Raw genomic sequence first — 21,599 nt, 5'->3', positions numbered from 1 at the left:
CCCATCCTACAAACCGCAAGACGCCGCTTTCGCGAATGAATTCGCTCCCACCAATGGTCAACCGGTAGCCCGGGCTTCAGCCCGGGGAGGGCACCGGCGCGCTGCCGCCGGGCAGGTGTTCCTTGCAGTAGTCGACGAACATCTGCGCCGGCTTGGTCAGCTGGGCGCGCTTGAGCCAGGCGGCCACCAGGCCGGAGCCGGTCACGGCTTCGGCGATGTCCACCATCACCACCTTCTTGCCGTCGTAGGTGCATTCGGAATGGGGCCGGGTGACCAGCACCGAGAAGCCGAAACCCTGGCCGACCATGCCGCGCACCATCTCGATGGAGGGCGAGCTGAAGCCGATATTCGGGGTCAGGCCGAGCTCCTCGAAGAGGCTGACGAAGTAGGTCCGGCTGGGCTGCACGTCCAGCAGGATCATCGGCTCCAGCACCAGGTCACGCAGGGAAACCTCGGCCTGGCGGGCGAAGCGGTGGTTCTCCGGCAGCAGCGCATAGGGCCGCTGCGGCGGCATCAGCGGGTCGGTCTCGATGGTGGCGTCGAGTTCGTGCTGGTAGAGGATCGCCAGGTCGAAGCGCCCGGCGGTGAGCCCCTGCACCAACTCCTGCTGCTCGCCGTCGCCGATGCGGATCTCCACCCCCGGGTAGCGCTCGCGGAAGCCCGCGATCAGCCCCGGCAGGTACAGCGGCGCCACCGTCTCGAAGCAGCCGATGTCGATCTGCCCGGCCACCACGTCGTTCACCGCCAGGGCGTTCTGCTCGAACTCCCAGGCCATGCGCAGCAGGTCCTGGGCCTTGCGGTAGAAGCGCGAGCCGCTGGGGGTCAGCGACACACCCTGGGCGTGGTGACGGATGAACAGCTGCACGCCGAAGCTTTCCTCCAGCCCCTTGATGGCGGTGGAGATGGACGGCTGCGCGATGTACAGCTTGCGCGAGGCCTCGGCCACGCTGCCGCACTCCACCGTCGTCACGAAGTACTTGAGTTGTCGCAGGGTGTAGTTCGCCACGGGGCACCTCGGCATGTCGCTCGCCGCCTCGGTCATGGCCGCGCGGCTGGTTCTTATGGGTGGGAGCAATCCCTCGGTGAAACATACCCCAGGCGCCGCTGCGGAAGGGTCTGCCCTGCCGAGCTTTTTCTTATCCAGCGAGCATATTTTTAATAATTTTCCTCGGCACCGCTCTATCGCACCATCCACTGCACTCGACTCACAAAGCCTGGACCGCGCAGACGGTCGACGAGGACGTGCAGCATGCCCCCACCCGCGCCCCGTCGTTACTCCCGCCCCCGGCCCGCGTCACCGTCGAACCCGCTTCCGGCACTGAACAGCGTGCACGCAGCACCGACCCGACCACCGCGAATCGCCTGCAGAAGGACAGAGACATGACAGTTGAAACCATAGAAATCGATACGCTCGTGGTTGGCGCGGGCCAGGCCGGCGTGGCCATGAGCGAACACCTGGGCAAGCTCGGCGTGCCGCACCTGGTGCTGGAGCGCAAGCGCATCGCCGAAGCCTGGCGCACGGGCCGCTGGGATTCCCTGGTGGCCAACGGCCCGGCCTGGCACGACCGCTTTCCGGGGCGCGAATTCAACGTCGGCCCGGACGACTTCCCCGGCAAGGAGCAGGTAGCGGACTACTTCGTCGCCTATGCCCAGCAGATCAACGCGCCGATCCGCACCGGCGTCGAGGTGAAGAAGGTGGTGCGCAACCCCGACCGCCCCGGTTTCACCGTCGAGACCTCCATCGGCGTGATCCAGGCCAACCGCGTGGTCTCCGCCACCGGCCCCTTCCAGCGCCCGGTGATCCCCGCCATCGCACCGGCGGAAGGCAGCATCCACCAGCTCCACTCGGCCGCCTACTACAACCCGCAGCAGCTGCCCGCCGGCGCCGTGCTGGTGGTGGGCGCCGGCTCCTCCGGCGTGCAGATCGCCGACGAGCTGCAGCGCGCCGGGCGCCAGGTCTACCTCTCGGTGGGCGCCCACGACCGCCCGCCACGTTCCTACCGCAACCGCGACTTCTGCTGGTGGCTGGGGGTGCTCGGCCTGTGGGACGCGGAAGCCGCGCAGCCGGGTCGCGAGCACGTCACCATCGCCGTCAGCGGTGCCCGCGGCGGCCACACCGTGGACTTCCGCGCCCTGGCCCAACAAGGCATCACCCTGGTCGGCCTGACCCAGTCCTTCGCGGGCGGCAAGGTGCGCTTCCAGGCGGACCTGGCGGAGAACATCGCCCGGGGCGACGAAAACTACCTGTCGCTGCTGGACGCCGCCGACGCCTACATCGCCCGCAACGGCCTCGACCTGCCGGAAGAGCCGGAAGCACGGCGCATGCTGCCGGACCCGGAATGCATCACCCGGCCGATCCTCGAACTGGACCTGGCCGAGGCCGGCATCACCTCGATCATCTGGGCCACCGGCTACGCCGTGGACTTCAGCTGGCTGCAGGTGAACGCCTTCGACGACAAAGGCAAGCCCAAGCACCAGCGCGGCGTCTCCAGCGAGCCGGGGGTGTACTTCCTCGGCCTGCCCTGGCTGTCGCGCCGTGGCTCCACCTTCATCTGGGGCGTGTGGCACGACGCCAAGCACATCGCTGGCCACATCGCCACGCAACGCAAGTACCTCGACTACCGCGACGCCTCGCAGCGCCAGGCAGATGCCGGCCTCAACGGCAGCAGCCAGGACGGCTACCGCGAGCCGCAAACCCCTAAAGCCAGCATCATGGGAGTCAGCTGATGCCCACCCATACCCGCATCCGCATGTTCAACACCAAGGACACCTACCCCAACCAGACCCTGGACAACGACCTCTGCCAGGCTGTGCGTGCCGGCAACACCGTGTACGTGCGCGGCCAGGTCGGCACCGACTTCGAAGGCAACCTGGTGGGCCTGGGCGACCCGCGCGCGCAGACCGAGCAGGCCATGAAGAACCTCAAGCAGCTGCTGGAGGAAGCCGGCAGCGACCTCTCGCACATCGTCAAGACCACCACCTACCTGATCGACCCGCGCTACCGCGAGCCGGTGTACCAGGAAGTGGGCAAATGGCTGAAGGGCGTGTTCCCCATCTCCACCGGCCTGGTGGTCTCGGCCCTGGGCCAGCCCCAGTGGCTGATGGAGATCGATGTGATCGCGGTGATCCCGGACGACTGGCAGCCCAAGGGCTGAGGAGCGAACCATGACCTTCTCCATCGTTGGCCGCTGCGCGGAAACCGGGCAGCTGGGTATCGCCATCAGCTCCTCCAGCATCGCCGTCGGCGCGCGCTGCCCCTGGGTGCGCGCCGGCGTCGGCGCCGTGGCCACCCAGAACATCACCCTGCCGGCCCTGGGCCCGCAGATTCTCGACCTGCTGGAGCACCAGCACCTGGAACCGCAGGCGGCCCTGAGCAAGGCGCTCGGGAGCAACGGCTGGAGCCAGTACCGCCAGGTAACGGTGATCGACGGCACCGGGCGCACCGCCCTGTTCAGCGGCAAGGAGGCCCTCGGCCTGCACAACGCCGTGGCCGGCGAGCAGTGCGTGGCGGCCGGCAACCTGCTCTCCGGCACCGAGGTGATCGACGCCATGGTCCACGCCTTCGAGCAGACCCCGGGCCTGCTCGCCGAACGCCTGCTGGCGGCCATGCACGCGGCGATGGCCGCCGGTGGCGAAGCCGGGCCGGTGCACTCGGCGGCGCTCAAGGTGGTGGACGACCTCACCTGGCCCATCGTCGACCTGCGCGTGGACTGGGCCGACGAAGACCCCATCGGCCAGCTCGACGGCCTCTGGCAGGCCTACCGCCCGCAGATGCAGGACTACGTAACCCGCGCCCTGGACCCCACCGCAGCGCCCAGCTACGGGGTGCCCGGCGATGAATGAGACGAACAGCCGCGACCTGCTGGAGCGGCTGATCGGCTTCGCCACGGTCAGCCGGGATTCCAACCTGGAGCTGATCGCCTTCATCCGCGACTACCTGGCCGCGCACGGGGTAGAGAGCGAGCTGTTCCACAACCCCGAAGGCACCAAGGCCAACCTCTTCGCCACCCTCGGCCCCCGCGACCGGGGCGGCGTGGTGCTGTCCGGCCACACCGACGTGGTGCCTGTGGACGGCCAGGCCTGGACGGTGGAGCCGTTCCGCCTCAGCGAGCACGACGGCCGCCTGTACGGGCGCGGCACCGCCGACATGAAGGGCTTCATCGCCTCGGTGCTGGCGGCGGTGCCGCGCTTTCTCGAACGCCCGTTGAAGCTGCCGCTGCACCTGGCCTTCTCCTATGACGAGGAGATCGGCTGCCTCGGCGTGCGGCCCATGCTAGCGGAGCTGGAAAAGCGCCCGCACAAGCCGCTGCTGTGCCTGATCGGCGAGCCCACCGAGCTCAAGCCGGTGCTCGGTCACAAGGGCAAGCTGGCCATGCGCTGCCAGGTGCGCGGCGCCGCCTGCCATTCCGCCTATGCGCCCTATGGGGTCAACGCCATCGAATACGCCGCGCGGCTGATCGGCAAGCTGGGCGATATCGGCACGCGGCTGGCCCATGTCGAGCACCACGACCCGCGCTTCGACCCACCCTTCTCCACGGTGCAGACCGGGGTGATCAAGGGCGGCCGGGCACTGAACATCGTCCCGGCGGAATGCGAGTTCGACTTCGAGGTGCGCGCCCTGCCCGGCTTCGATGCCCAGCAGGTGGCGGACGAGCTGCAGCGCTACGCCGAAGGCGAGCTGCTGCCGCAGATGCAGGCGGTGCAGGCCGACACCGGCATCCAGCTGCAGCCCCTGAGCGCCTACCCCGGCCTCGCCACCCCACCCGACAGCGACGCCGCGCGGCTGCTGGCGCGGCTCGCCGGCTCCAGCGCATTCGGCACCGTCGCCTTCGGCACCGAGGGCGGGCTGTTCGACCAGGCCGGCATCCCCACCGTGGTATGCGGGCCCGGCAGCATGGACCAGGGGCACAAGCCCGACGAATTCATCAGCCTCGAACAGCTCCACGCCTGCGACGCCATGCTTCTGCGCCTGGCCGACTACCTGGAGAACCCGGGCTGATCCAACTTTCACGCACCCGCAACCGTAGGGTGGGCTTCAGCCCACCGGCGAGCCCATCGCGGATGAATCCGCTCCCACAGTGCAGCCTGTAGGTTGCGGGCGAATGAATCAGCCACCTCCACCGCGTGGGTTTCGCTCCGCTCTACCCACCCTACGAAAAGCCGTGCGCACCACGTCGTGACGCGCTGGGCGAAGAAAGTTGGAGCAGCCGCCAACGCCCCTCCAGGAGGCCGAACGCAGTCGTTGCGCAGGGGGACGAGTGGCATGGATGCCACGAGAGGCGCGACTGGCCATGGATGGCCCTTCGCGCCGGCCCCCAGACGACGCTTGCGGCGAACGCACTTCAGTGCGGCCCGAAGGGCGAGCGTAGCGAGTAACGACGATGGATTGAGGGAACCCCGGCGAAGCCGGGGCCGGATGATGGGGCAAGCGTTTTTGGTTCCTTTTTTGTGGTTCGGCATCCCGACGATTGAAAAAAGGGACTCGCCCCGGGGGGGGGGGGGTGAAACCAGAAACACCATCAGAGCTCGGCAATCAGCTGGGCTCAAATCCTCTAGCAACACTTAACGCAGACAGAACCAATGAATTCACCCGTCCGGGCGCTTTTTTCCCGGTGTTTCCGCACCCCGATGGCGCACCCTGCAGGCCCCCCGCCCCAGGCTGGAGCCGAGGGCGAGAGGGCGCTGCATGAGTGCTTCCGCTACCGAGCTTTTTCTTATCCACCGAGCATATTTTTAATAATTTTCCTAAGCCGAACTCTGTCGCACCATCAAGCCCAGTCACGAATAACAACCAGACCGCGAAGACGGTCGAGTGGGAGTGCAGCGTGTTCGATCTCGATTACTGGCAGCAGCGAGCTGCCCGGCAGGCATTCATCGACAAGGCACTGATCGGCGGCCATCAGGTCTCGGCCGCATCCGGCGCCACCTTCGACTCCATCAACCCCGCGACCAACCAGCTGCTGGCCCGCGTCGCCGCCTGCGGCGAGGCCGAGGTGGACCTGGCCGTGCGCAGCGCGCGCCGCGCCTTCGACCAGGGCCCCTGGGCACGCATGGCGCCGGTGGAGCGCAAGAAGGTGCTGCTGCGCCTCGCCGAGCTGATGATGGCCCACCGCGAGGAGCTGGCCCTGCTGGACTCCCTCGACATGGGCAAGCCGGTGATGGACGCCTACACCATCGACGTGCCCGGCGCCGCCAACGTCTTCGCCTGGTACGGCGAGGCCCTGGACAAGCTCTACGACCAGGTGGCGCCCACCGCCCCCGGCAGCCTGGCCACCATCACCCGCGAAGCGCTGGGCGTGGTCGCCGCCGTGGTGCCCTGGAACTTCCCCCTCGACATGGCCGCCTGGAAGCTGGCCCCGGCCCTGGCCGCCGGCAACAGCGTGGTGCTCAAGCCCGCCGAGCAGTCGCCCTTCTCCGCCCTGCGCCTGGGCGAGCTGGCCCTGGAGGCCGGCATCCCCGAGGGCGTGCTCAACGTGGTGCCGGGCCTGGGCGAAAGCGCCGGCAAGGCCCTGGGCCTGCACCCGGACGTGGACTGCCTGGTGTTCACCGGCTCCACCCAGGTGGGCAAGTACTTCATGGGCTATTCGGCCCAGTCCAACCTCAAGCAGGTGTGGCTGGAGTGCGGCGGCAAGAGCCCGAACCTGGTGTTCGAGGATTGCCGCGACCTCGACCTCGCTGCCGAGAAGGCCGCCTTCGGCATCTTCTTCAACCAGGGTGAGGTGTGCTCCGCCAACTCGCGCCTCTACGTGCAGCGCTCCATCCAGGACGAATTCATCGAACGCCTGCTGGCCAAGGCCCGCGACTGGATGCCCGGCGACCCGCTGGACCCCGCCAGCCGAGCCGGCGCCATCGTCGACGCCGCGCAGACCGGCCGTGTCATGGGCTTCATCGAAGGCGCCCAGGGCGAGGGCGCACGCCTGCTGGCCGGTGGCCGGCGCCTGACCTTCAACGGCTCGAGCAACTTCGTCGAGCCCACCGTCTTCGCCGACGTGCGCGGCGACATGACCCTGGCCCGCGAGGAAGTCTTCGGCCCGGTGCTGGCCATCAGTGCCTTCGACAGCGAGGAGGAAGCCATCCGCCTCGCCAACGACAGCGTCTACGGCCTGGCCGCCTCGCTGTGGAGCGACGACCTGCACCGCGCCCACCGCGTCGCCCGTGCACTCAAGGCGGGCACCGTATCGGTGAACACCGTGGACGCGCTGGACGTCACCGTGCCCTTCGGCGGCGGCAGGCAGTCGGGCTTCGGCCGCGACCTCTCGCTGCATTCCTTCGACAAGTACAGCCAGCTGAAGACCACCTGGTTCCAGCTGCGCTGAGGTCGCGACGACGACCCGGCCGCGCCTCGCCGCGCGGCCGCCATGACAAGAAAACCATCCGCGCCCGTGCACGCGCGGATACCCGGCCACCAGGCCACAACTGCCTCGACAACTGAACACAACTGAAAAGTAGTGAGGGAGTTCTCATGTCCAGATCCTTGCGTACCACCCTGCCCGCCACCCTCGGCCTCGCCCTGCTGGCCACGATCGGCGCGGCCCAGGCCCAGCCCGGGACGCTCACCGTGATCTCCTTCGGCGGCGCCACCAAGGCCGCTCAGGACGCGGCCTATTTCCGCCCCTTCGAACAAAGCGGCGCAGCCAAGGTGGTGGCCGGCGAATACAACGGCGAGCTGTCCAAGGTGAAGGCCATGGTCGACATCGGCCAGGTCAGCTGGGACGTGGTGGAAGTGGAAAGCCCCGAACTGCTGCGCGGTTGCGAGGAGGGCCTGTTCGAGCCCATCGACCCGGCCCTGCTCGGCGATGCCGCGCACTTCATCCCCGGCACCCTCAGCGAGTGCGGCGTGGCCAGCTACGTGTGGTCCATGGTGCTGGCCTACGACGCCGGCAAGCTGGCGACGGCGCCCACCTCCTGGGCCGATTTCTGGGACGTGCAGCGCTTCCCCGGCAAGCGCGGCCTGCGCAAGGGCGCCAAGTACACCCTGGAAGCCGCGCTGCTGGCCGACGGGGTGAAGCGCGAGGACCTCTACACCGTGCTGGCGACCCCGGAGGGCGTCAGCCGCGCCTTCGCCAAGCTCGACCAGATCAAGCCGAACATCCAGTGGTGGGAGGCCGGTGCCCAGCCGCCGCAGTGGCTGGCGGCCGGCGACGTGGTGATGTCCGCCGCCTACAACGGCCGCATCGCCGCCGCGCAGAAGGAGGGCTCCAAGCTCGCCATCGTGTGGAACGGCAACCTCTACGACCCGGACCACTGGGCCATCGTCCGTGGCAGCCCGAACAAGGCCCTGGCCGAACGTTTCATCGCCTTCGCCAGCCAGGCCGAGCCGCAGAAGAGCTTCTCCAGCCAGATCCCCTACGGCCCGGTGCACAAGGACGCCCTGGCGCAGCTGCCCGCCGCCACCCAGGCGCAACTGCCCACCGCACCGGCGAACCTGGCCGAAGCCCAGCTGGTGGATGCGGAATTCTGGGTCAACCACGGCGAGGAGCTGGAGGAACGCTTCAACGCCTGGGCGGCGCGCTGAGCCATGGTTCCGTCCGCGCCGGGAAAGCCGTGCGCGGGCGGGGCTGAACGACGGGTGCACCCCGTCACACCAGCCGGCGGCCCCTGAGCCGCCGGCGGATAACAAGAAGATCGGGAGAGCATCATGAGTGCGAGTGTTTCCATCCCTGCCACGGGACAAACCAGCGGCCTGCGCCGCGTTCTCGGGCTGGGCCCGCTGGTGGCGGTGGCCGTCGGCCTGGTGGTGTCCCAGGGCGTGATGGTGCTGATGCTGCAAGGGGCCGGCCTGGCCGGGCTGGGCTTCATCATTCCCCTGGGCATCGCCTACCTGCTGGCGCTGACCTATGCCCTGTCGTTCTCCGAACTGTCGCTGATGATCCCCCGCGCCGGCAGCCTGAGCAGCTACACCGAGGTCGCCATCGGCCACTTCCCGGCCATCCTCGCCACCTTCTCCGGCTACATGGTGGTGGCCATGTTCGCCCTCTCGGCGGAACTGCTGCTCCTCGACCTGATCATCGGCAAGGTCTACCCCGGCGCGCTGCCGCCGATGCTGGTGGCCTACGGCGTGCTCACCCTGTTCACCGTCTTCAACCTGCTGGGCATCGACGTCTTCGCCCGCCTGCAGAGCGCCCTGGCCCTGGTGATGGTGGTGACCCTGCTGGCCCTCGGCCTGGGCGCCATCAGCAGCGACATGGCCACCCTGGCCACGCCCCTGGACCAGGGCTGGAACCCGCTGGAAGCCGGCGCGCTGACCCTGGCGGCCATGGCCATCTGGGGCTTCGTCGGCGCCGAGTTCGTCTGCCCGCTGGTGGAGGAAACCCGTCGCCCGGAGCGCAACATCCCGCGCTCGATGATCATCGGCCTGACCCTGATCTTCGGCATCATCATCCTCTACTGCCTGGGCGCGCTGCTGTGCATCCCCCGCGAGCAACTGGCAGCCGACCCGCTGCCACACTTCCTCTTCGCCACCACCGTATTCGGCGAGGCCGGCAAGCTGTTCCTGGTGGCCGCTGCGGTGACCGCCACCTGCAGCACCGTGAACTCCTCCCTCGCCGCCCTGCCACGCATGCTTTACGGCATGGCCCAGAACGGCCAGGCCTTCCCGCAGTTCAAGCGCCTCAGCCAACGCACCCGCACGCCCTGGGTGGCAGTGCTGTTCATCGCCGGCATCACCGGCCTGCCGATCCTCCTGCTGGGCCAGGACCCGGACTCCATCAGCCTGTTGCTGCTGGCCGCCGCGCTGGCCTGGCTGCTGGCCTACATCATCGTGCACGTCGACGTGATCGCCCTGCGCCGCCGCTACCCGCACATGGCCCGGCCGTTCCGTTCGCCCTTCTACCCCTGGACCCAGGTGCTCGGCATCGTCGGCATGCTCTTTGCCATCTACCACGTCTCCCCGGCCCCGGAGATGACCACGAAGATCTTCGGCACCGCCGGCGTGGTGCTCGGCCTGATCTCGGTGATCGCCATCGCCTGGATCAAGCGGGTGATGCGCAAGCCGCTGTTCGTGCCCGAGCCGCTGACCCCTTCCGAGCCGGCGCCAATCATCCGCGCCGCCCTTTCCCCCGACCCCCTTTGACGAGCAGGAGAAGACCATGACCGCTCCCATCACCCCGCAGCGCAGCACCCAGGACTACCAGGCAGCCGATGCCGCGCACCACATCCACGCCTTCCTCGACCAGAAGGCGCTGAACGCCGAAGGCCCGCGCGTGATGGTGCGCGGCGAAGGCCTGCACCTGTGGGACAACGACGGCAAGCGCTACCTCGACGGCATGTCCGGCCTGTGGTGCACCAACCTGGGCTACGGCCGCAAGGACCTGGCCGCCGCCGCCAGCGCCCAGCTGGAGCAGTTGCCGTACTACAACATGTTCTTCCACACCACCCACCCGGCGGTGGTGGAGCTCTCCGAGCTGCTCTTCAGCCTGCTGCCGGCCCACTACAGCCACGCCATCTACACCAACTCCGGTTCCGAGGCCAACGAGGTGCTGATCCGCACCGTGCGCCGCTACTGGCAGATCCTCGGCAAGCCGCAGAAGAAGGTGATGATCGGCCGCTGGAACGGCTACCACGGCTCCACCCTGGCGGCCACCGCCCTGGGCGGGATGAAGTTCATGCACGAGATGGGCGGGCTGATTCCCGATGTCGCCCACATCGACGAGCCCTACTGGTTCGCCCAGGGCGGCGACCTGACCCCGGCCGAGTTCGGCCTGCGCTGCGCCCGCCAGCTGGAGGAGAAGATCCTCGAACTGGGTGCCGACAACGTCGCCGGCTTCATCGCCGAGCCCTTCCAGGGCGCGGGCGGGATGATCTTCCCGCCGGAGAGCTACTGGCCGGAGATCCAGCGCATCTGCCGCCAGTACGACGTGCTGCTGTGCGCAGACGAGGTGATCGGTGGCTTCGGCCGCACCGGCGAATGGTTCGCCCACCAGCACTTCGGCTTCCAGCCCGACACCCTGTCCATCGCCAAGGGCCTGACCTCCGGCTACATCCCCATGGGCGGCCTGGTGCTGGGCAAGCGCATCGCCGAGGTGCTGGTGGAACAGGGCGGCGTGTTCGCCCACGGCCTGACCTACTCCGGGCACCCGGTGGCCGCCGCCGTGGCCATCGCCAACCTCAAGGCGCTGCGCGACGAGGGCGTGGTCACCCAGGTGAAGAACGACACCGGCCCCTACCTGCAGCAATGCCTGCGCGAGGTGTTCGGCAAGCACCCGCTGATCGGCGAGATCCAGGGCACCGGCCTGGTGGCGGCCCTGCAGTTCGTCGAGGACAAGGCCACGCGCAAGCGCTTCGACAACGAGAACGACATCGCCTGGCGCTGCCGCACCCTGGGCTTCGAGGAGGGCGTGATCATCCGTTCCACCCTGGGCCGGATGATCATGGCGCCCGCCCTGGTGGCGACCCGCGCGGACATCGACGAGCTGATCGACAAGACCCGCCGCGCGGTGGAGCGCACGGCCCAGGAGATCGGCCGCGGCTGACCTCCAGGTAGCACCGTAGGTAGCACCGTAGGGTGGGCCGGGCGGCGCTCCGCTTCAGCCCACCAGCGATGCAGCAGATGAACCGGGGCCATATCCAGGCCCCGGTGCAGGAGGTGGCGGTGGGCTGAAGCCCACCCTACGAAGAGAGACCAGAGCAGGTGGCGGCCAAAAGGGGCCGGCGCCGCGATGACCCGGTCCCGCTCCACGGCGATGCGCCGCATCAGACGCACCCAACGACACAGGGCCCATGGAAGGGGCCGCAGCAGAACAGGACCCCGAGCCCACGCAGGCCCGGGGCGCGGAACGAATTCGGCCAATGGCCCGTACTGCCCAGCAATTCCAACAACTAATGCGGGAGTGTTCCATGATCAAGTCCTTGCTACGTCGCTTCACCCTTCCCCTCACCTGCACTGTGCTGGCGGTCGGCGCCGCCGGCGCCCAGGCGGGCACCCTGTCCATCGGCCATACCACCTGGGTCGGCTACGGCACGCTGTACCTGGCCCGCGACCTGGGCTACTTCAAGGAGCTGGGCCTGGACCTGGAGCTGACCACCATCGAGGAAGCCTCGATGTACATGGCCGCCCAGGCCTCCGGGAAGCTGTCCGGCTCCGCCTCCACCATCGACGAGGTGCTCAAGTACCGCTCCAAGGATTTCTGCTTCAAGGCGGTCGCCGCCCTGGACGAGAGCTACGGCGGCGACGGCGTGCTGGTGGGCAAGGAGGTCACCAGCCTGAAGGACCTCAAGGGCCAGTCGGTGGCGGTGAACGAGGGCTCGGTCTCGCAGTTCTGGCTGTCCTACCTGCTCAAGCACAACGGCATGACCATGGCCGACCTGGATATCCAGAACATGACGGCCGACGACGCCGCCACTGCCTTCATCGCCGGTCGCGTGCCCGCCGCCGTGACCTGGGAGCCGCACCTGTCGCTGGTGCGCCAGAAGGGCGAAGGCAAGGTGCTGGTGGACAGCAGCACGACCCCCGGCGTGATCGTCGACGTGGTGGCGCTGTCCTGCGATGTGATCGACAAGCAGCCCGAGGACGTGAAGGCGCTGGTCAAGGGCCTGTACAAGGCCGTGCAGTTCACCCAGGACAACCCCGAGAAGGCCCACGAGATCATGGCCAAGGGCGTCGGCGGCTACCTGGCCGACCCGGTGGAGCTGGCCAACGCCGCCAAGGGCGTGCGCTTCTACGACCAGGCCATGAGCGAGAAGCTGCTTGGCGTGCCCGGCAAGCCCGGTGACATCAAGGGCGTGATCCGCCTGGCCAACGAGACCTGGAGTGCCCTGCAGGGCAAGCGCTACGAGGTCAGCTACGACGACCTCGTCGACACCCGCTTCGTCAGCCAGTAAGGGAGCCGACCATGCCTTCTCGACACTCCTGGCTGAACCGCTGCCTGACCCCCAAGGTCGAGCTGCCGGCGAAGCTGATACTCGGTGCGGGCAGCCTCGGCTGGCTGCTGGTGCTCGGCCTCTGGGCCGGGCTTTCCTACGGCGGCGTGGTGCCGGCGATGTTCCTGCCCACCCCCGGCGCGGTGCTGGAGGCGGCCGCGCGGCTGGCCGGCGACGGCACCCTCGGCAAGCACGTGCTGGCGAGTGTCGAGGTGGTGCTCATCGGCTTCGCGGTGTCGTCCCTGGTGGCGGTGCCGCTGGGGCTGCTGATGGGCAGCTTCCGCATCGTCCAGGCCTTCCTCGAGCCGCTGGTGAACTTCGTCCGCTACCTGCCGGTGACCTCCTTCGTGCCGCTGTTCATCCTGTGGATCGGCATCGGCCTGGAGCAGCGGGTGACGGTGATCATCTTCGGCGTGTTCTTCCAGCAGCTGGTGATGATCGCGGACGTTTCCAAGGGCGTCTCGCGGGACCTGATCAACGCCTCCTACACCCTGGGTTCGAGCCGCCGCGACGTGGTGCTCCATGTGCTCGGCCCGGCCTCCCTGCCCGGCGTGCTGGACACCCTGCGGGTGACCATGGGCTGGGCGTGGACCTACTTGGTGGTGGCCGAGCTGGTGGCCGCCAGCAGCGGCCTGGGCTACATCAGCCTGAAGGCCATGCGCGGCTTCCAGGTGGACGTGATCTTCCTCGCCATCGCCATCATCGGCCTGCTCGGGCTGGTGACCGATCAACTGTTCCGACTCCTCCGACTGAAGGTGGCCTCATGGGCGCAGTAGCAGCCATGCACGATCAGACCCTGGCCGCCCCCGCTGCGGCCGCAACCCCCACTGAACGCCTGCGGGTGGAGAACGTCTGCCTGCGCTACCAGAGCCCGGGCGGCAAGACCTTCGCCGCGCTGGAGAACGTCTCCCTGAGCGTGCCGGACCAGCAGTTCGCCGTGCTCGTGGGCCCCTCCGGCTGCGGCAAGTCGAGCCTGCTGTACCTCACCGCCGGCCTGGCCGAACCCACCTCGGGGGCGATCTACGTCGGCGGCAAGCGGGTCGACGGGCCCGGCGCCGATCGCGGCATGGTGTTCCAGGGCTACACCCTGTTCCCCTGGCTCAACGTGCGCGAGAACATCGAGTTCGGCCTCAAGCGCAAGGGCATGCCCAAGGGCGAACGCCAGGAGATCGTCGACTTCTACCTGGCCGAAGTGGGCCTGGCGCCCTTCGCCGGGCATTACCCCAAGCAGCTCTCCGGCGGCATGATGCAGCGCGTGGCCATCGCCCGCGCACTGGCCAACGACCCGCAGATCCTGCTGATGGACGAGCCCTTCGGCGCCCTCGACAGCCAGACCCGCATGCAGATGCAGAAGCTGTTGCTGCGGGTGTGGGAGCACAGCAAGAAGACCGTGGTGTTCGTCACCCACGACATCGACGAAGCCATCCTGCTGGGCGACCGCATCTACGTCATGGGCGCCCGCCCCGGCCACATCAAGCGCGAGCTCGACGTGCCCATCCCCCGCCCGCGCGAGCTGGACATGGTGATGGACCGCGCCTTCATCGAGATGAAGCGCGAGATCCTCGGCCTGCTCCACGACGACCTCGAAGAGATGCACTGACCGTCCGGGGGCGGCGCGCCCGCCCCGGCACCATCGCAAGGAGGGCCCCATGCCCGCTTCGACTCCATCCCCCCAGCGTTACGACTACCTGGTGGTCGGCGCCGGATCGGCCGGCTGCGTCCTGGCCAACCGCCTCAGCGCCGACCCCGGCGTGCGCGTCTGCCTGATCGAGGCCGGCGGCAGCGACGCCAGCCCGCGCGTGCAGACGCCGGCCGGCACCATCACCCTGTACAAGAGCCGGCGCTTCAGCTGGAACTTCTTCTCCGCGCCCCAGCCACGCCTCAACGGCCGCCAGCTGCACTGCCCACGGGGCAAGGCACTGGGCGGCTCCAGCTCGATGAACTCGATGATCTACATCCGTGGCGACGCCTCCGACTACGACCGCTGGGCCGAACTCGGCTGCGACGGCTGGAGCTGGCGCGAGGTGCTGCCGTTGTTCAGGAAGTCCGAGGGCAACCGCCTGGGCCAGGACCTGGCCTACCACGGCACCCGGGGCGAGTTGCTGGTGGACCGCCCCCGCGATCCCAACCCGCTGTCGTCGTTGTTCATCAAGGCGGCGGAAGCCATCGGCCTGAAACGCAACGACGACTTCAACGGCGGCCAGCTGGAAGGCGTCGGCATCTACAACCTGACGCAGAAGGAGGCACGGCGGCTGTCCAGCTACCGCGCCTTCGTCGCGCCGGTGCGCGAGCGGCCGAACCTGCAGGTGCTGACCGGCTGCAAGGTGCTGTCGCTGCTGCTCGAAGACGGCGCCGCCAAGGGCGTGCTGATCGAACGTGACGGCGTGGAGCAGCGCCTGGAGTGCGCGCGCGAGGTGATACTCGCCGCCGGTGCCATCGGCTCGCCGCAGGTGCTCCTGGCGTCCGGCATCGGCCCCAGGGCGGAGCTGGAGGCCGCCGGCATCGAGGTGCATCACGACCTGCCCGGCGTCGGCAAGAACCTGCAGGACCACCTCGACGGCCTGGTCACCGTGCGCTCGCCGAGCCCGCTAACCCTGGGCTTCTCCTGGGGCTCGCTGCCCAGCGTGCTGCTGTCGCCCTTCAAGTACCTGGCGCAGCGGAAGGGCTGGCTGACCACCAACTACGTGGAGGCCGGCGGTTTCGCCCGCACGCCCCTGGCCGGCGCGCTGCCGGACGTGCAGTTCCACTTCGTGCCGGGCTACCGCAGCCACCGCGGCCGCCTGTTCGAGTGGGGCCACGGCTACGCGGTGCACACCTGCGTGCTGCGCCCCGGCAGCATCGGCGAGCTGCGGGTGAAGGCGCGGGGGGAGATCGAGATCGACTACAACTTCCTCGCCGCCCCCCAGGACGCCCGGGTGCTGGTGGAGGGCATCCGCCTGGCGCGGCGCATCCTCGCCGGTGCCGCCTTCGATGGCCTGCGTGGCCAGGAGATGCTGCCCGGCGCCGAGGTGCAGAGCGACGAGCAGTTGCTGGCGTACATCCGTGAGCACGCCGCCACGGTGTTCCACCCGGTGGGCACCTGCAAGATGGGCGTGGACGCCATGAGCGTGGTGGACCCGCAGCTGCGGGTGCGCGGCGTGAGGGGCCTGCGCGTGGCCGATGCCTCGATCATGCCGACCCTGGTCAGCGGCAACACCAATGCGCCGTGCATCATGATCGGCGAGAAGGCCGCGCAGATGATCCTGCAGGGCGGGCAGGCCGAGGCGGAAGCCGTGGAGGATGTAGCGCTGGCGGCGGTCTAGGCCGTGCCGGTGGTTCCCGGGCTGAAGCCCGTGCTACGGCTGGCGCGGCGAACGGAAATGAAAAGGCCACCCGAGGGTGGCCTTTTCCGTTACCGCGAGGCTCAGGCCGGTTGGCTGGCCCCACCGCGCTTGTTGCTGGACGCGGCTTCGGCGGCCATGGACTCCATGGCTTCCTGGATGGCGCGCTTGCGGCGCTCTTCGGCCTGGCGGCTGAAGTACCAGGCGAAGAAGGTGAACAGCGACACGGTCAGCAGGATCAGGCTGGCCACGGCGTTGATCTCCGGTTTCACACCCAGGCGCACGGCGGAGAACACTTCCATCGGCAGGGTGGTGGAACCGGGGCCGGAAACGAAGCTCGCCAGCACCAGGTCGTCCAGGGACAGGGCGAAGGACATCATGCCGCCCGCTGCCAGCGACGGCGCGATCATCGGGATGGTGATCAGGATGAACACCTTCCACGGACGCGCCCCGAGGTCCATGGCGGCCTCCTCGATGGACAGGTCCAGCTCGCGCAGGCGCGCCGACACCACGATGGCCACGTAGGCCGAGCAGAAGGTGGTGTGGGCGATCCAGATGGTGACGATGCCACGCTCCTGGGGCCAGCCGATCAGTTGCGCCATGGCCACGAACAGCAGCAGCAGCGACAGACCGGTGATGACCTCGGGCATGACCAGCGGCGCGGTGACCAGGCCGCCGAACAGCGTGCGGCCACGGAAGCGCGGGATGCGGGTCAGGACGAAGGCCGCCAGGGTGCCCAGCGCCACCGCCGCGATGGCGGTGTAGCAGGCGATCTCCAGGGAGCGCATCACCGAGTTCATCAGCTGGGAGTTGTCCAGCAGGCCGACGTACCACTTCACCGACCAACCGCCCCAGACCGTGACCAGCTTGGAGGCGTTGAACGAGTAGATGACCAGGATGAGCATCGGCAGGTAGATGAACAGCAGGCCGACCCAGAGCATCACGTTGGAGAAACTGAAGCGCTTCATACCTTGCCCTCCAGTTCCTTGGCTTGGTTACGGTTGAACAGGATGATCGGGACGATGAGGATCGCCAGCATCACCACTGCCAGCGCGGACGCCACCGGCCAGTCGCGGTTGTTGAAGAACTCCTGCCACAGCACCTTGCCGATCATCAGGGTCTCCGGGCCGCCGAGCAGTTCGGGGATGACGAACTCGCCCACCACCGGGATGAACACCAGCATGCTGCCGGCGATGATGCCGTTCTTGGACAGCGGCACGGTGATCTTCCAGAAGCTGTTGAAGTTGCTCGAACCGAGGTCCGATGCGGCTTCCAGCAGGCTCTGGTCGTGCTTCACCAGGTTGGCGAACAGCGGCAGGATCATGAACGGCAGGTAGGAATAGACCACGCCGATGTAGACCGCGGTGTTGGTGTTGAGGATCTGCAGCGGCTCGCTGATCAAGCCGATGCCCATCAGGAAGCTGTTGAGCAGGCCGTTGTTGCTGAGGATGCCCATCCAGGCGTAGACGCGGATGAGGATGGCGGTCCAGGTCGGCATCATGATCAGCAGCAGCAGCACGGTCTGGGCTTCCTTGCCGGCACGGGCAATGGCGTAGGCCATCGGGTAGCCGATCAAGAGGCACAGCAGGGTGCTGAAGAAGGCCATCTTCAGGGAGCCCAGGTAGGCGGCCAGGTAGAGTTCGTCCTCGCTCAGCATGAAGTAGTTGCCGAGGTTGAGAGCGATCTGCAGCTGGTTTTCAGCCCAGGTGTAGATTTCGGTATAGGGCGGGATCGCCACGTCCGCTTCCGCGAAGCTGATCTTCAGCACGATGGCGAAGGGCAGCAGGAAGAACAGGAACAGCCAGACGAAGGGAATCCCGATCACCGCGTGCCGGCCCGTGGGCAGGCGCTTCTTCAGTCTGGAGATTTTCATGAGCGCAGCACCACCCCGCTGTCGTCCTCCCACCATACGAAGACTTCATCGTCCCAGGTCGGACGCGCGCCGCGACGCTCGGCGTTGGCGACGAAGGACTGGACGATGGAGCCGCCGGGCAGCTTGACGTAGAACACCGAGTGACCGCCGAGGTAGGCGATGTCGTGGATCTTGCCGCGCGACCAGTTGTACTCGCAGGTGGGCTGCTCGGTGGTGACCAGCAGCTTCTCGGGGCGCAGGGCGTAGGTGATGCGCTTGTCCTGCACCGAGGTGGTCACGCCGTGGCCGACGTAGATCGGGCGCTCCAGCTCGGGGCAGGCGATCAGGGCGTGGGCCTCGAGGTCCTCCACCACTTCGCCGTCGAACAGGTTGACGTTGCCGATGAACTCGCACACCAGGCGGCTGATGGGGGTCTCGTAGATGTCCACCGGGCTGCCGATCTGCTCGATGCAGCCCAGGTGCATGATGGCGATGCGCTGGGCCATGGTCATGGCCTCTTCCTGGTCGTGGGTCACCATGACGCAGGTCACGCCGACGCGCTCGATGATCTCCACCAGTTCCAGCTGCATCTGCGAACGCAGCTTCTTGTCCAGGGCGCCCATGGGCTCGTCGAGCAGCAGCAGCTTGGGACGCTTGGCCAGCGAACGGGCCAGGGCCACGCGCTGACGCTGGCCACCGGAGAGCTGGTGCGGCTTGCGCTTGGCGTACTGGGTCATCTGCACCAGCTTGAGCATCTCGCTGACACGCTCATCGATCTCGGTGCTGGAGAGACGGTCTTGTTTGAGTCCGAAGGCGATGTTCTGCGCAACAGTCATATGCGGGAAGAGCGCATAGGACTGGAACATCATGTTGATCGGCCGCTCGTAGGGCGGCATGTCGGTGATATCGACGCCGTCGAGGAAGATGCGACCTTCAGTGGGACGTTCGAAACCCGCCAGCATGCGCAGCAGGGTCGACTTGCCCGAGCCGGAACCACCCAGCAGGGCGAAGATCTCGCCCTTGTTGATGGTCAGCGAGACGTCGTCCACCGCAAGGGTCTCGTCGAACTGCTTGGTCACCCGGTCGATCTTGACCAGCACCTCTTTGGGTTGCTGGTTGCCCTCGAGGGCTTTCTTGTAGGCACCGGAGGCTATTGCCATTACCACACTCCCAATTCTTGCTAGCCGGCCATTATGGCCGGTTGCGTTGAGTATCGCTCGTTAGGCGCGAGACGCGCGTCCAGACCCGCTCGTCGCCCGCTCTGGTGCGAAGCCGCGCAACCCCAGGCCGCGCGGCTCGCCCCCGATCACTTGCCCGACTTGACCTTGGTCCAGCTCCGGGTCATCAGCCGTTGCACCTTCGGAGGCAGTTCCTCCGAGACATACAGCTTGTCCAGCACCGCTTGTGGCGGGTACACGGACGCGTCGTCACGCACTTCCTGATTCATGAATTCGCCCGACTTGGTGTTCGGGTTGGCGTAGCCCACGTAGTCGCTGACCTTGGCGATGACTTCGGGGCGCAGCAGGTAATCGATGAAGGCGTGGGCTTCCTTGGCGTTGGCGGCATCGGCCGGCACGGCGACCATGTCGAACCACAGGTTGCCGCCCTCTTTGGGGATCGCGTAGGCGATTTCCACGCCCTTGCCGGCTTCCTCGGCGCGCGCGGCGGCCTGGAAGATGTCACCGGAGAAGCCCGCCGCGACGCAGATGTCGCCGTTGGCCAGGTCACCGATGTACTTGGAGGAGTGGAAGTAGGTGATGTAGGGACGAACCTCCATCAGCTTGGCCTCGGCTTTCTTGTAGTCGTCCGGGTTCTTGCTGTTGGGGTTCAGGCCCAGGTAATTGAGCATGGCCGGAATCATTTCGTCGGCCGAGTCGAGGAAGGCCACGCCGCACTGGCTGAGCTTCTTGATGTTCTCGGGTTCGAAGATCACCGACCAGGAGTCGATCTTGTCGACGCCGAGCACGGCCTTGACCTTCTCGGCGTTGTAGCCGATGCCGTTGGTGCCCCAGAGGTAGGGGACGGCGTACTGGTTGCCGGGGTCGTTGGCTTCCAGGCGTTTGAGCAGCGCGGGATCGAGGTTGTCCCAGTTCTTCAGCTGGCTGCGGTCCAGTTTCTGGAAGGCGCCGGCCTTGATCTGCTTGCCGAGGAAGTGGTTGGAGGGGACCACCACGTCATACCCGGTGCGACCGGCCAGGAGCTTGCCTTCGAGGGTTTCGTTGGAGTCGAAGACGTCATAGACGGGCTTGATGCCGGTCTCTTTCTGGAAGTCCGCCAGGGTGGTCTCGCCGATGTAGTCGGACCAGTTGTAGATGTGCACCGTCTGCTCGGCATGGGCCTGTGAAGCCAGGGTCAGCACGGCGGCGGTGATCAGGGTTTTGCAGAAGGAAACTCGCACACTTTAATCCTCTTGATATGCCGGGCCGCTGGCGCACCGGGGCGCGCTGCGGAGTTTCTTATCGGGTTGTCGCTTCAACGACCGCTTTTTATCCGGGTCCAATCACGGGTCAGCCAGCGCTGGACATCGCGCGGGCGCTCCCGGGCCACGTAGAGCTTGGCCATCACTTCCGGCGAGGGGTAGACGCCGGGGTTCTCGCGCACGCTGGCATCCACCAGCGCGGTCGCATCCTTGTTGGCATTGGCATAGGAAACGTAGTCGCTGATCTTGGCGATCACATCCGGGCGCATCAGGTAGTTGATGAAGATATGCGCTTCTTCCACGTGCTTGGCGTCCCGGGGGATGGCCAGCATGTCCGCCCACATGGCGGTGCCTTCCTTGGGGATGACGTAGATGATCTCGTCCTTGCGCCCGGCCTCTTCGGCGCGGCTGGCGGCCTGGAGCATGTCGCCGGAGTAGCCGAAGGCGATGCAGATGTCGCCGTTGGCCAGGTCGCCGATGGATTTGGAGGAGTGGAAGTAGGTGATGTACGGGCGCACCTTGAGCAGCTGGGCGGTGGCCTTGTCGTAGTCGGCACGCTCGTGGGTGTGGGGCGAGCCGCCGAGGTAGTTGACCATCTGCGGCATGACTTCATCGCCGGAATCGATCAGGGCGACGCCGCACTGGGTGAGCTGCTTGACCACCTCGGGGTCGAACAGCAGCGACCACGAGTCGAGCTTGGCATCGGCACCGAGGATGGCGCGCACCTTGGTGGCGTTGAGGCCGATGCCGTTGGTGCCCCACATGTAGGGCACGGAGTATTCGTTGCCCGGATCGCCGCCCGCGAGGTTCTTCAGCACGGCAGGGTCCAGGTGGGAGAGGTTCGGCAGCTTGGACTTGTCCAGCTTCTGGTAGGTGCCGGCCTTGATCTGCTTGGCCAGGAAGTGGTTGGTGGGGACCACCACGTCGTAGCCGGATTGCCCGGTGGCGAGCTTGCCATCGAGGGTTTCGTTGGAGTCGAAGACGTCGTAGACCACCTTGATCCCGGTTTCCTTCTGGAAGTTCTCCAGGGTGTCCGGTGCGATGTAATCGGACCAGTTGTACACGTGCACGACACGCTCCTGCGCCTGTGTCATGGACACGACGAAGAAACTGGCCAGCAACCCGTACAGCCAGGGGCGATTGCGCATGA

Annotated in this window: 18 protein-coding genes; 12 read left to right on the top strand and 6 right to left on the bottom strand. The window is 67.2% G+C overall.

Going from position 1 to position 21,599, the window contains the following annotated elements:
- Positions 1-76: 76 nt before the first annotated feature.
- Positions 77-1,006 carry a LysR substrate-binding domain-containing protein gene (locus PI990_RS01635; protein WP_271659650.1) on the bottom strand — a complete coding sequence of 310 codons (930 nt, stop codon included), beginning with the start codon at positions 1,004-1,006 and terminating at the stop codon, positions 77-79.
- Between the two features lie 374 nt (positions 1,007-1,380).
- On the opposite strand from PI990_RS01635, the gene PI990_RS01630 reads away from it, so the two are divergent.
- From PI990_RS01630 to PI990_RS01575, 12 genes are all read left to right on the top strand, one after another.
- Positions 1,381-2,727, top strand: coding sequence for a flavin-containing monooxygenase (locus PI990_RS01630; protein ID WP_271659649.1), 1,347 nt, complete (start codon positions 1,381-1,383; stop codon positions 2,725-2,727).
- Positions 2,727-3,155 (top strand): RidA family protein, encoded by a 429-nt coding sequence (locus tag PI990_RS01625; RefSeq protein WP_021218265.1) that lies wholly within the window; start codon positions 2,727-2,729, stop codon positions 3,153-3,155. The genes PI990_RS01630 and PI990_RS01625 overlap by 1 nt, the downstream gene beginning before the upstream one ends.
- Positions 3,156-3,165: 10 nt before the next feature.
- Complete coding sequence (locus PI990_RS01620; protein ID WP_265170243.1) at positions 3,166-3,843, top strand: DUF1028 domain-containing protein; 678 nt, start codon at positions 3,166-3,168, stop codon at positions 3,841-3,843.
- On the top strand, positions 3,836-4,999 hold the full coding sequence (argE, locus tag PI990_RS01615) for an acetylornithine deacetylase (RefSeq protein ID WP_271659648.1): 1,164 nt from the start codon (positions 3,836-3,838) through the stop codon (positions 4,997-4,999). Before PI990_RS01620 ends, argE begins: the two co-directional genes overlap by 8 nt.
- A gap of 826 nt (positions 5,000-5,825) precedes the next feature.
- Entirely contained in the window at positions 5,826-7,316 is a 1,491-nt protein-coding gene (locus PI990_RS01610; protein WP_271659647.1) for an aldehyde dehydrogenase, read from the top strand.
- Positions 7,317-7,462: 146 nt separating this feature from the next.
- Positions 7,463-8,515: an ABC transporter substrate-binding protein gene (locus PI990_RS01605; RefSeq protein WP_271659646.1), complete on the top strand. Its 1,053-nt coding sequence runs from the start codon at positions 7,463-7,465 to the stop codon at positions 8,513-8,515.
- Between the two features lie 123 nt (positions 8,516-8,638).
- Positions 8,639-10,072: an APC family permease gene (locus tag PI990_RS01600; RefSeq protein WP_271659645.1), complete on the top strand. Its 1,434-nt coding sequence runs from the start codon at positions 8,639-8,641 to the stop codon at positions 10,070-10,072.
- 16 nt (positions 10,073-10,088) lie between these two features.
- Positions 10,089-11,471: an aspartate aminotransferase family protein gene (locus PI990_RS01595; RefSeq protein WP_271659644.1), complete on the top strand. Its 1,383-nt coding sequence runs from the start codon at positions 10,089-10,091 to the stop codon at positions 11,469-11,471.
- Between the two features lie 364 nt (positions 11,472-11,835).
- Positions 11,836-12,819: an ABC transporter substrate-binding protein gene (locus tag PI990_RS01590; protein WP_271659643.1), complete on the top strand. Its 984-nt coding sequence runs from the start codon at positions 11,836-11,838 to the stop codon at positions 12,817-12,819.
- Positions 12,820-12,830: 11 nt separating this feature from the next.
- Positions 12,831-13,634: an ABC transporter permease gene (locus PI990_RS01585; RefSeq protein ID WP_021218256.1), complete on the top strand. Its 804-nt coding sequence runs from the start codon at positions 12,831-12,833 to the stop codon at positions 13,632-13,634.
- Positions 13,622-14,458, top strand: coding sequence for an ABC transporter ATP-binding protein (locus PI990_RS01580; RefSeq protein WP_271659642.1), 837 nt, complete (start codon positions 13,622-13,624; stop codon positions 14,456-14,458). Before PI990_RS01585 ends, PI990_RS01580 begins: the two co-directional genes overlap by 13 nt.
- Before the next feature lie 49 nt (positions 14,459-14,507).
- Positions 14,508-16,160, top strand: coding sequence for a GMC family oxidoreductase (locus PI990_RS01575; RefSeq protein ID WP_271659641.1), 1,653 nt, complete (start codon positions 14,508-14,510; stop codon positions 16,158-16,160).
- A 101-nt stretch (positions 16,161-16,261) separates the two neighbouring features.
- Here the strand turns inward: PI990_RS01575 and PI990_RS01570 are convergent, their stop codons facing one another.
- From PI990_RS01570 to PI990_RS01550, 5 genes are all read right to left on the bottom strand, one after another.
- Positions 16,262-17,146 carry an ABC transporter permease subunit gene (locus PI990_RS01570; RefSeq protein ID WP_021218253.1) on the bottom strand — a complete coding sequence of 295 codons (885 nt, stop codon included), beginning with the start codon at positions 17,144-17,146 and terminating at the stop codon, positions 16,262-16,264.
- Positions 17,143-18,024: an ABC transporter permease subunit gene (locus PI990_RS01565; RefSeq protein ID WP_162164734.1), complete on the bottom strand. Its 882-nt coding sequence runs from the start codon at positions 18,022-18,024 to the stop codon at positions 17,143-17,145. Before PI990_RS01565 ends, PI990_RS01570 begins: the two co-directional genes overlap by 4 nt.
- A gap of 23 nt (positions 18,025-18,047) precedes the next feature.
- Complete coding sequence (potA, locus tag PI990_RS01560; RefSeq protein WP_271659640.1) at positions 18,048-19,190, bottom strand: polyamine ABC transporter ATP-binding protein; 1,143 nt, start codon at positions 19,188-19,190, stop codon at positions 18,048-18,050.
- A 146-nt stretch (positions 19,191-19,336) separates the two neighbouring features.
- Entirely contained in the window at positions 19,337-20,428 is a 1,092-nt protein-coding gene (locus tag PI990_RS01555; RefSeq protein ID WP_271659639.1) for a polyamine ABC transporter substrate-binding protein, read from the bottom strand.
- A gap of 74 nt (positions 20,429-20,502) precedes the next feature.
- Positions 20,503-21,543, bottom strand: coding sequence for a polyamine ABC transporter substrate-binding protein (locus PI990_RS01550; protein WP_043244913.1), 1,041 nt, complete (start codon positions 21,541-21,543; stop codon positions 20,503-20,505).
- Positions 21,544-21,599 lie beyond the last annotated feature (56 nt).

Origin of the sequence: Pseudomonas sp. TUM22785 (genome assembly GCF_028198105.1) — a bacterium.
Classification (GTDB): domain Bacteria; phylum Pseudomonadota; class Gammaproteobacteria; order Pseudomonadales; family Pseudomonadaceae; genus Metapseudomonas; species Metapseudomonas solani.
This window is presented reverse-complemented; position numbering and strand designations above follow the sequence as displayed.

Bases quoted from the DNA above. Each gene is read 5' to 3' on its own strand.
- PI990_RS01630 (WP_271659649.1), top strand. From the start codon at position 1,381: ATGACAGTTGAAACCATAGAAATCGATACGCTCGTGGTTGGCGCGGGC.
- PI990_RS01625 (WP_021218265.1), top strand. From the start codon at position 2,727: ATGCCCACCCATACCCGCATCCGCATGTTCAACACCAAGGACACCTAC.
- PI990_RS01620 (WP_265170243.1), top strand. From the start codon at position 3,166: ATGACCTTCTCCATCGTTGGCCGCTGCGCGGAAACCGGGCAGCTGGGT.
- argE (WP_271659648.1), top strand. From the start codon at position 3,836: ATGAATGAGACGAACAGCCGCGACCTGCTGGAGCGGCTGATCGGCTTC.
- PI990_RS01605 (WP_271659646.1), top strand. From the start codon at position 7,463: ATGTCCAGATCCTTGCGTACCACCCTGCCCGCCACCCTCGGCCTCGCC.
- PI990_RS01600 (WP_271659645.1), top strand. From the start codon at position 8,639: ATGAGTGCGAGTGTTTCCATCCCTGCCACGGGACAAACCAGCGGCCTG.
- PI990_RS01595 (WP_271659644.1), top strand. From the start codon at position 10,089: ATGACCGCTCCCATCACCCCGCAGCGCAGCACCCAGGACTACCAGGCA.
- PI990_RS01590 (WP_271659643.1), top strand. From the start codon at position 11,836: ATGATCAAGTCCTTGCTACGTCGCTTCACCCTTCCCCTCACCTGCACT.
- PI990_RS01585 (WP_021218256.1), top strand. From the start codon at position 12,831: ATGCCTTCTCGACACTCCTGGCTGAACCGCTGCCTGACCCCCAAGGTC.
- PI990_RS01580 (WP_271659642.1), top strand. From the start codon at position 13,622: ATGGGCGCAGTAGCAGCCATGCACGATCAGACCCTGGCCGCCCCCGCT.
- PI990_RS01575 (WP_271659641.1), top strand. From the start codon at position 14,508: ATGCCCGCTTCGACTCCATCCCCCCAGCGTTACGACTACCTGGTGGTC.
- PI990_RS01570 (WP_021218253.1), bottom strand. From the start codon at position 17,146: ATGAAGCGCTTCAGTTTCTCCAACGTGATGCTCTGGGTCGGCCTGCTG.
- potA (WP_271659640.1), bottom strand. From the start codon at position 19,190: ATGGCAATAGCCTCCGGTGCCTACAAGAAAGCCCTCGAGGGCAACCAG.
- PI990_RS01550 (WP_043244913.1), bottom strand. From the start codon at position 21,543: ATGACACAGGCGCAGGAGCGTGTCGTGCACGTGTACAACTGGTCCGAT.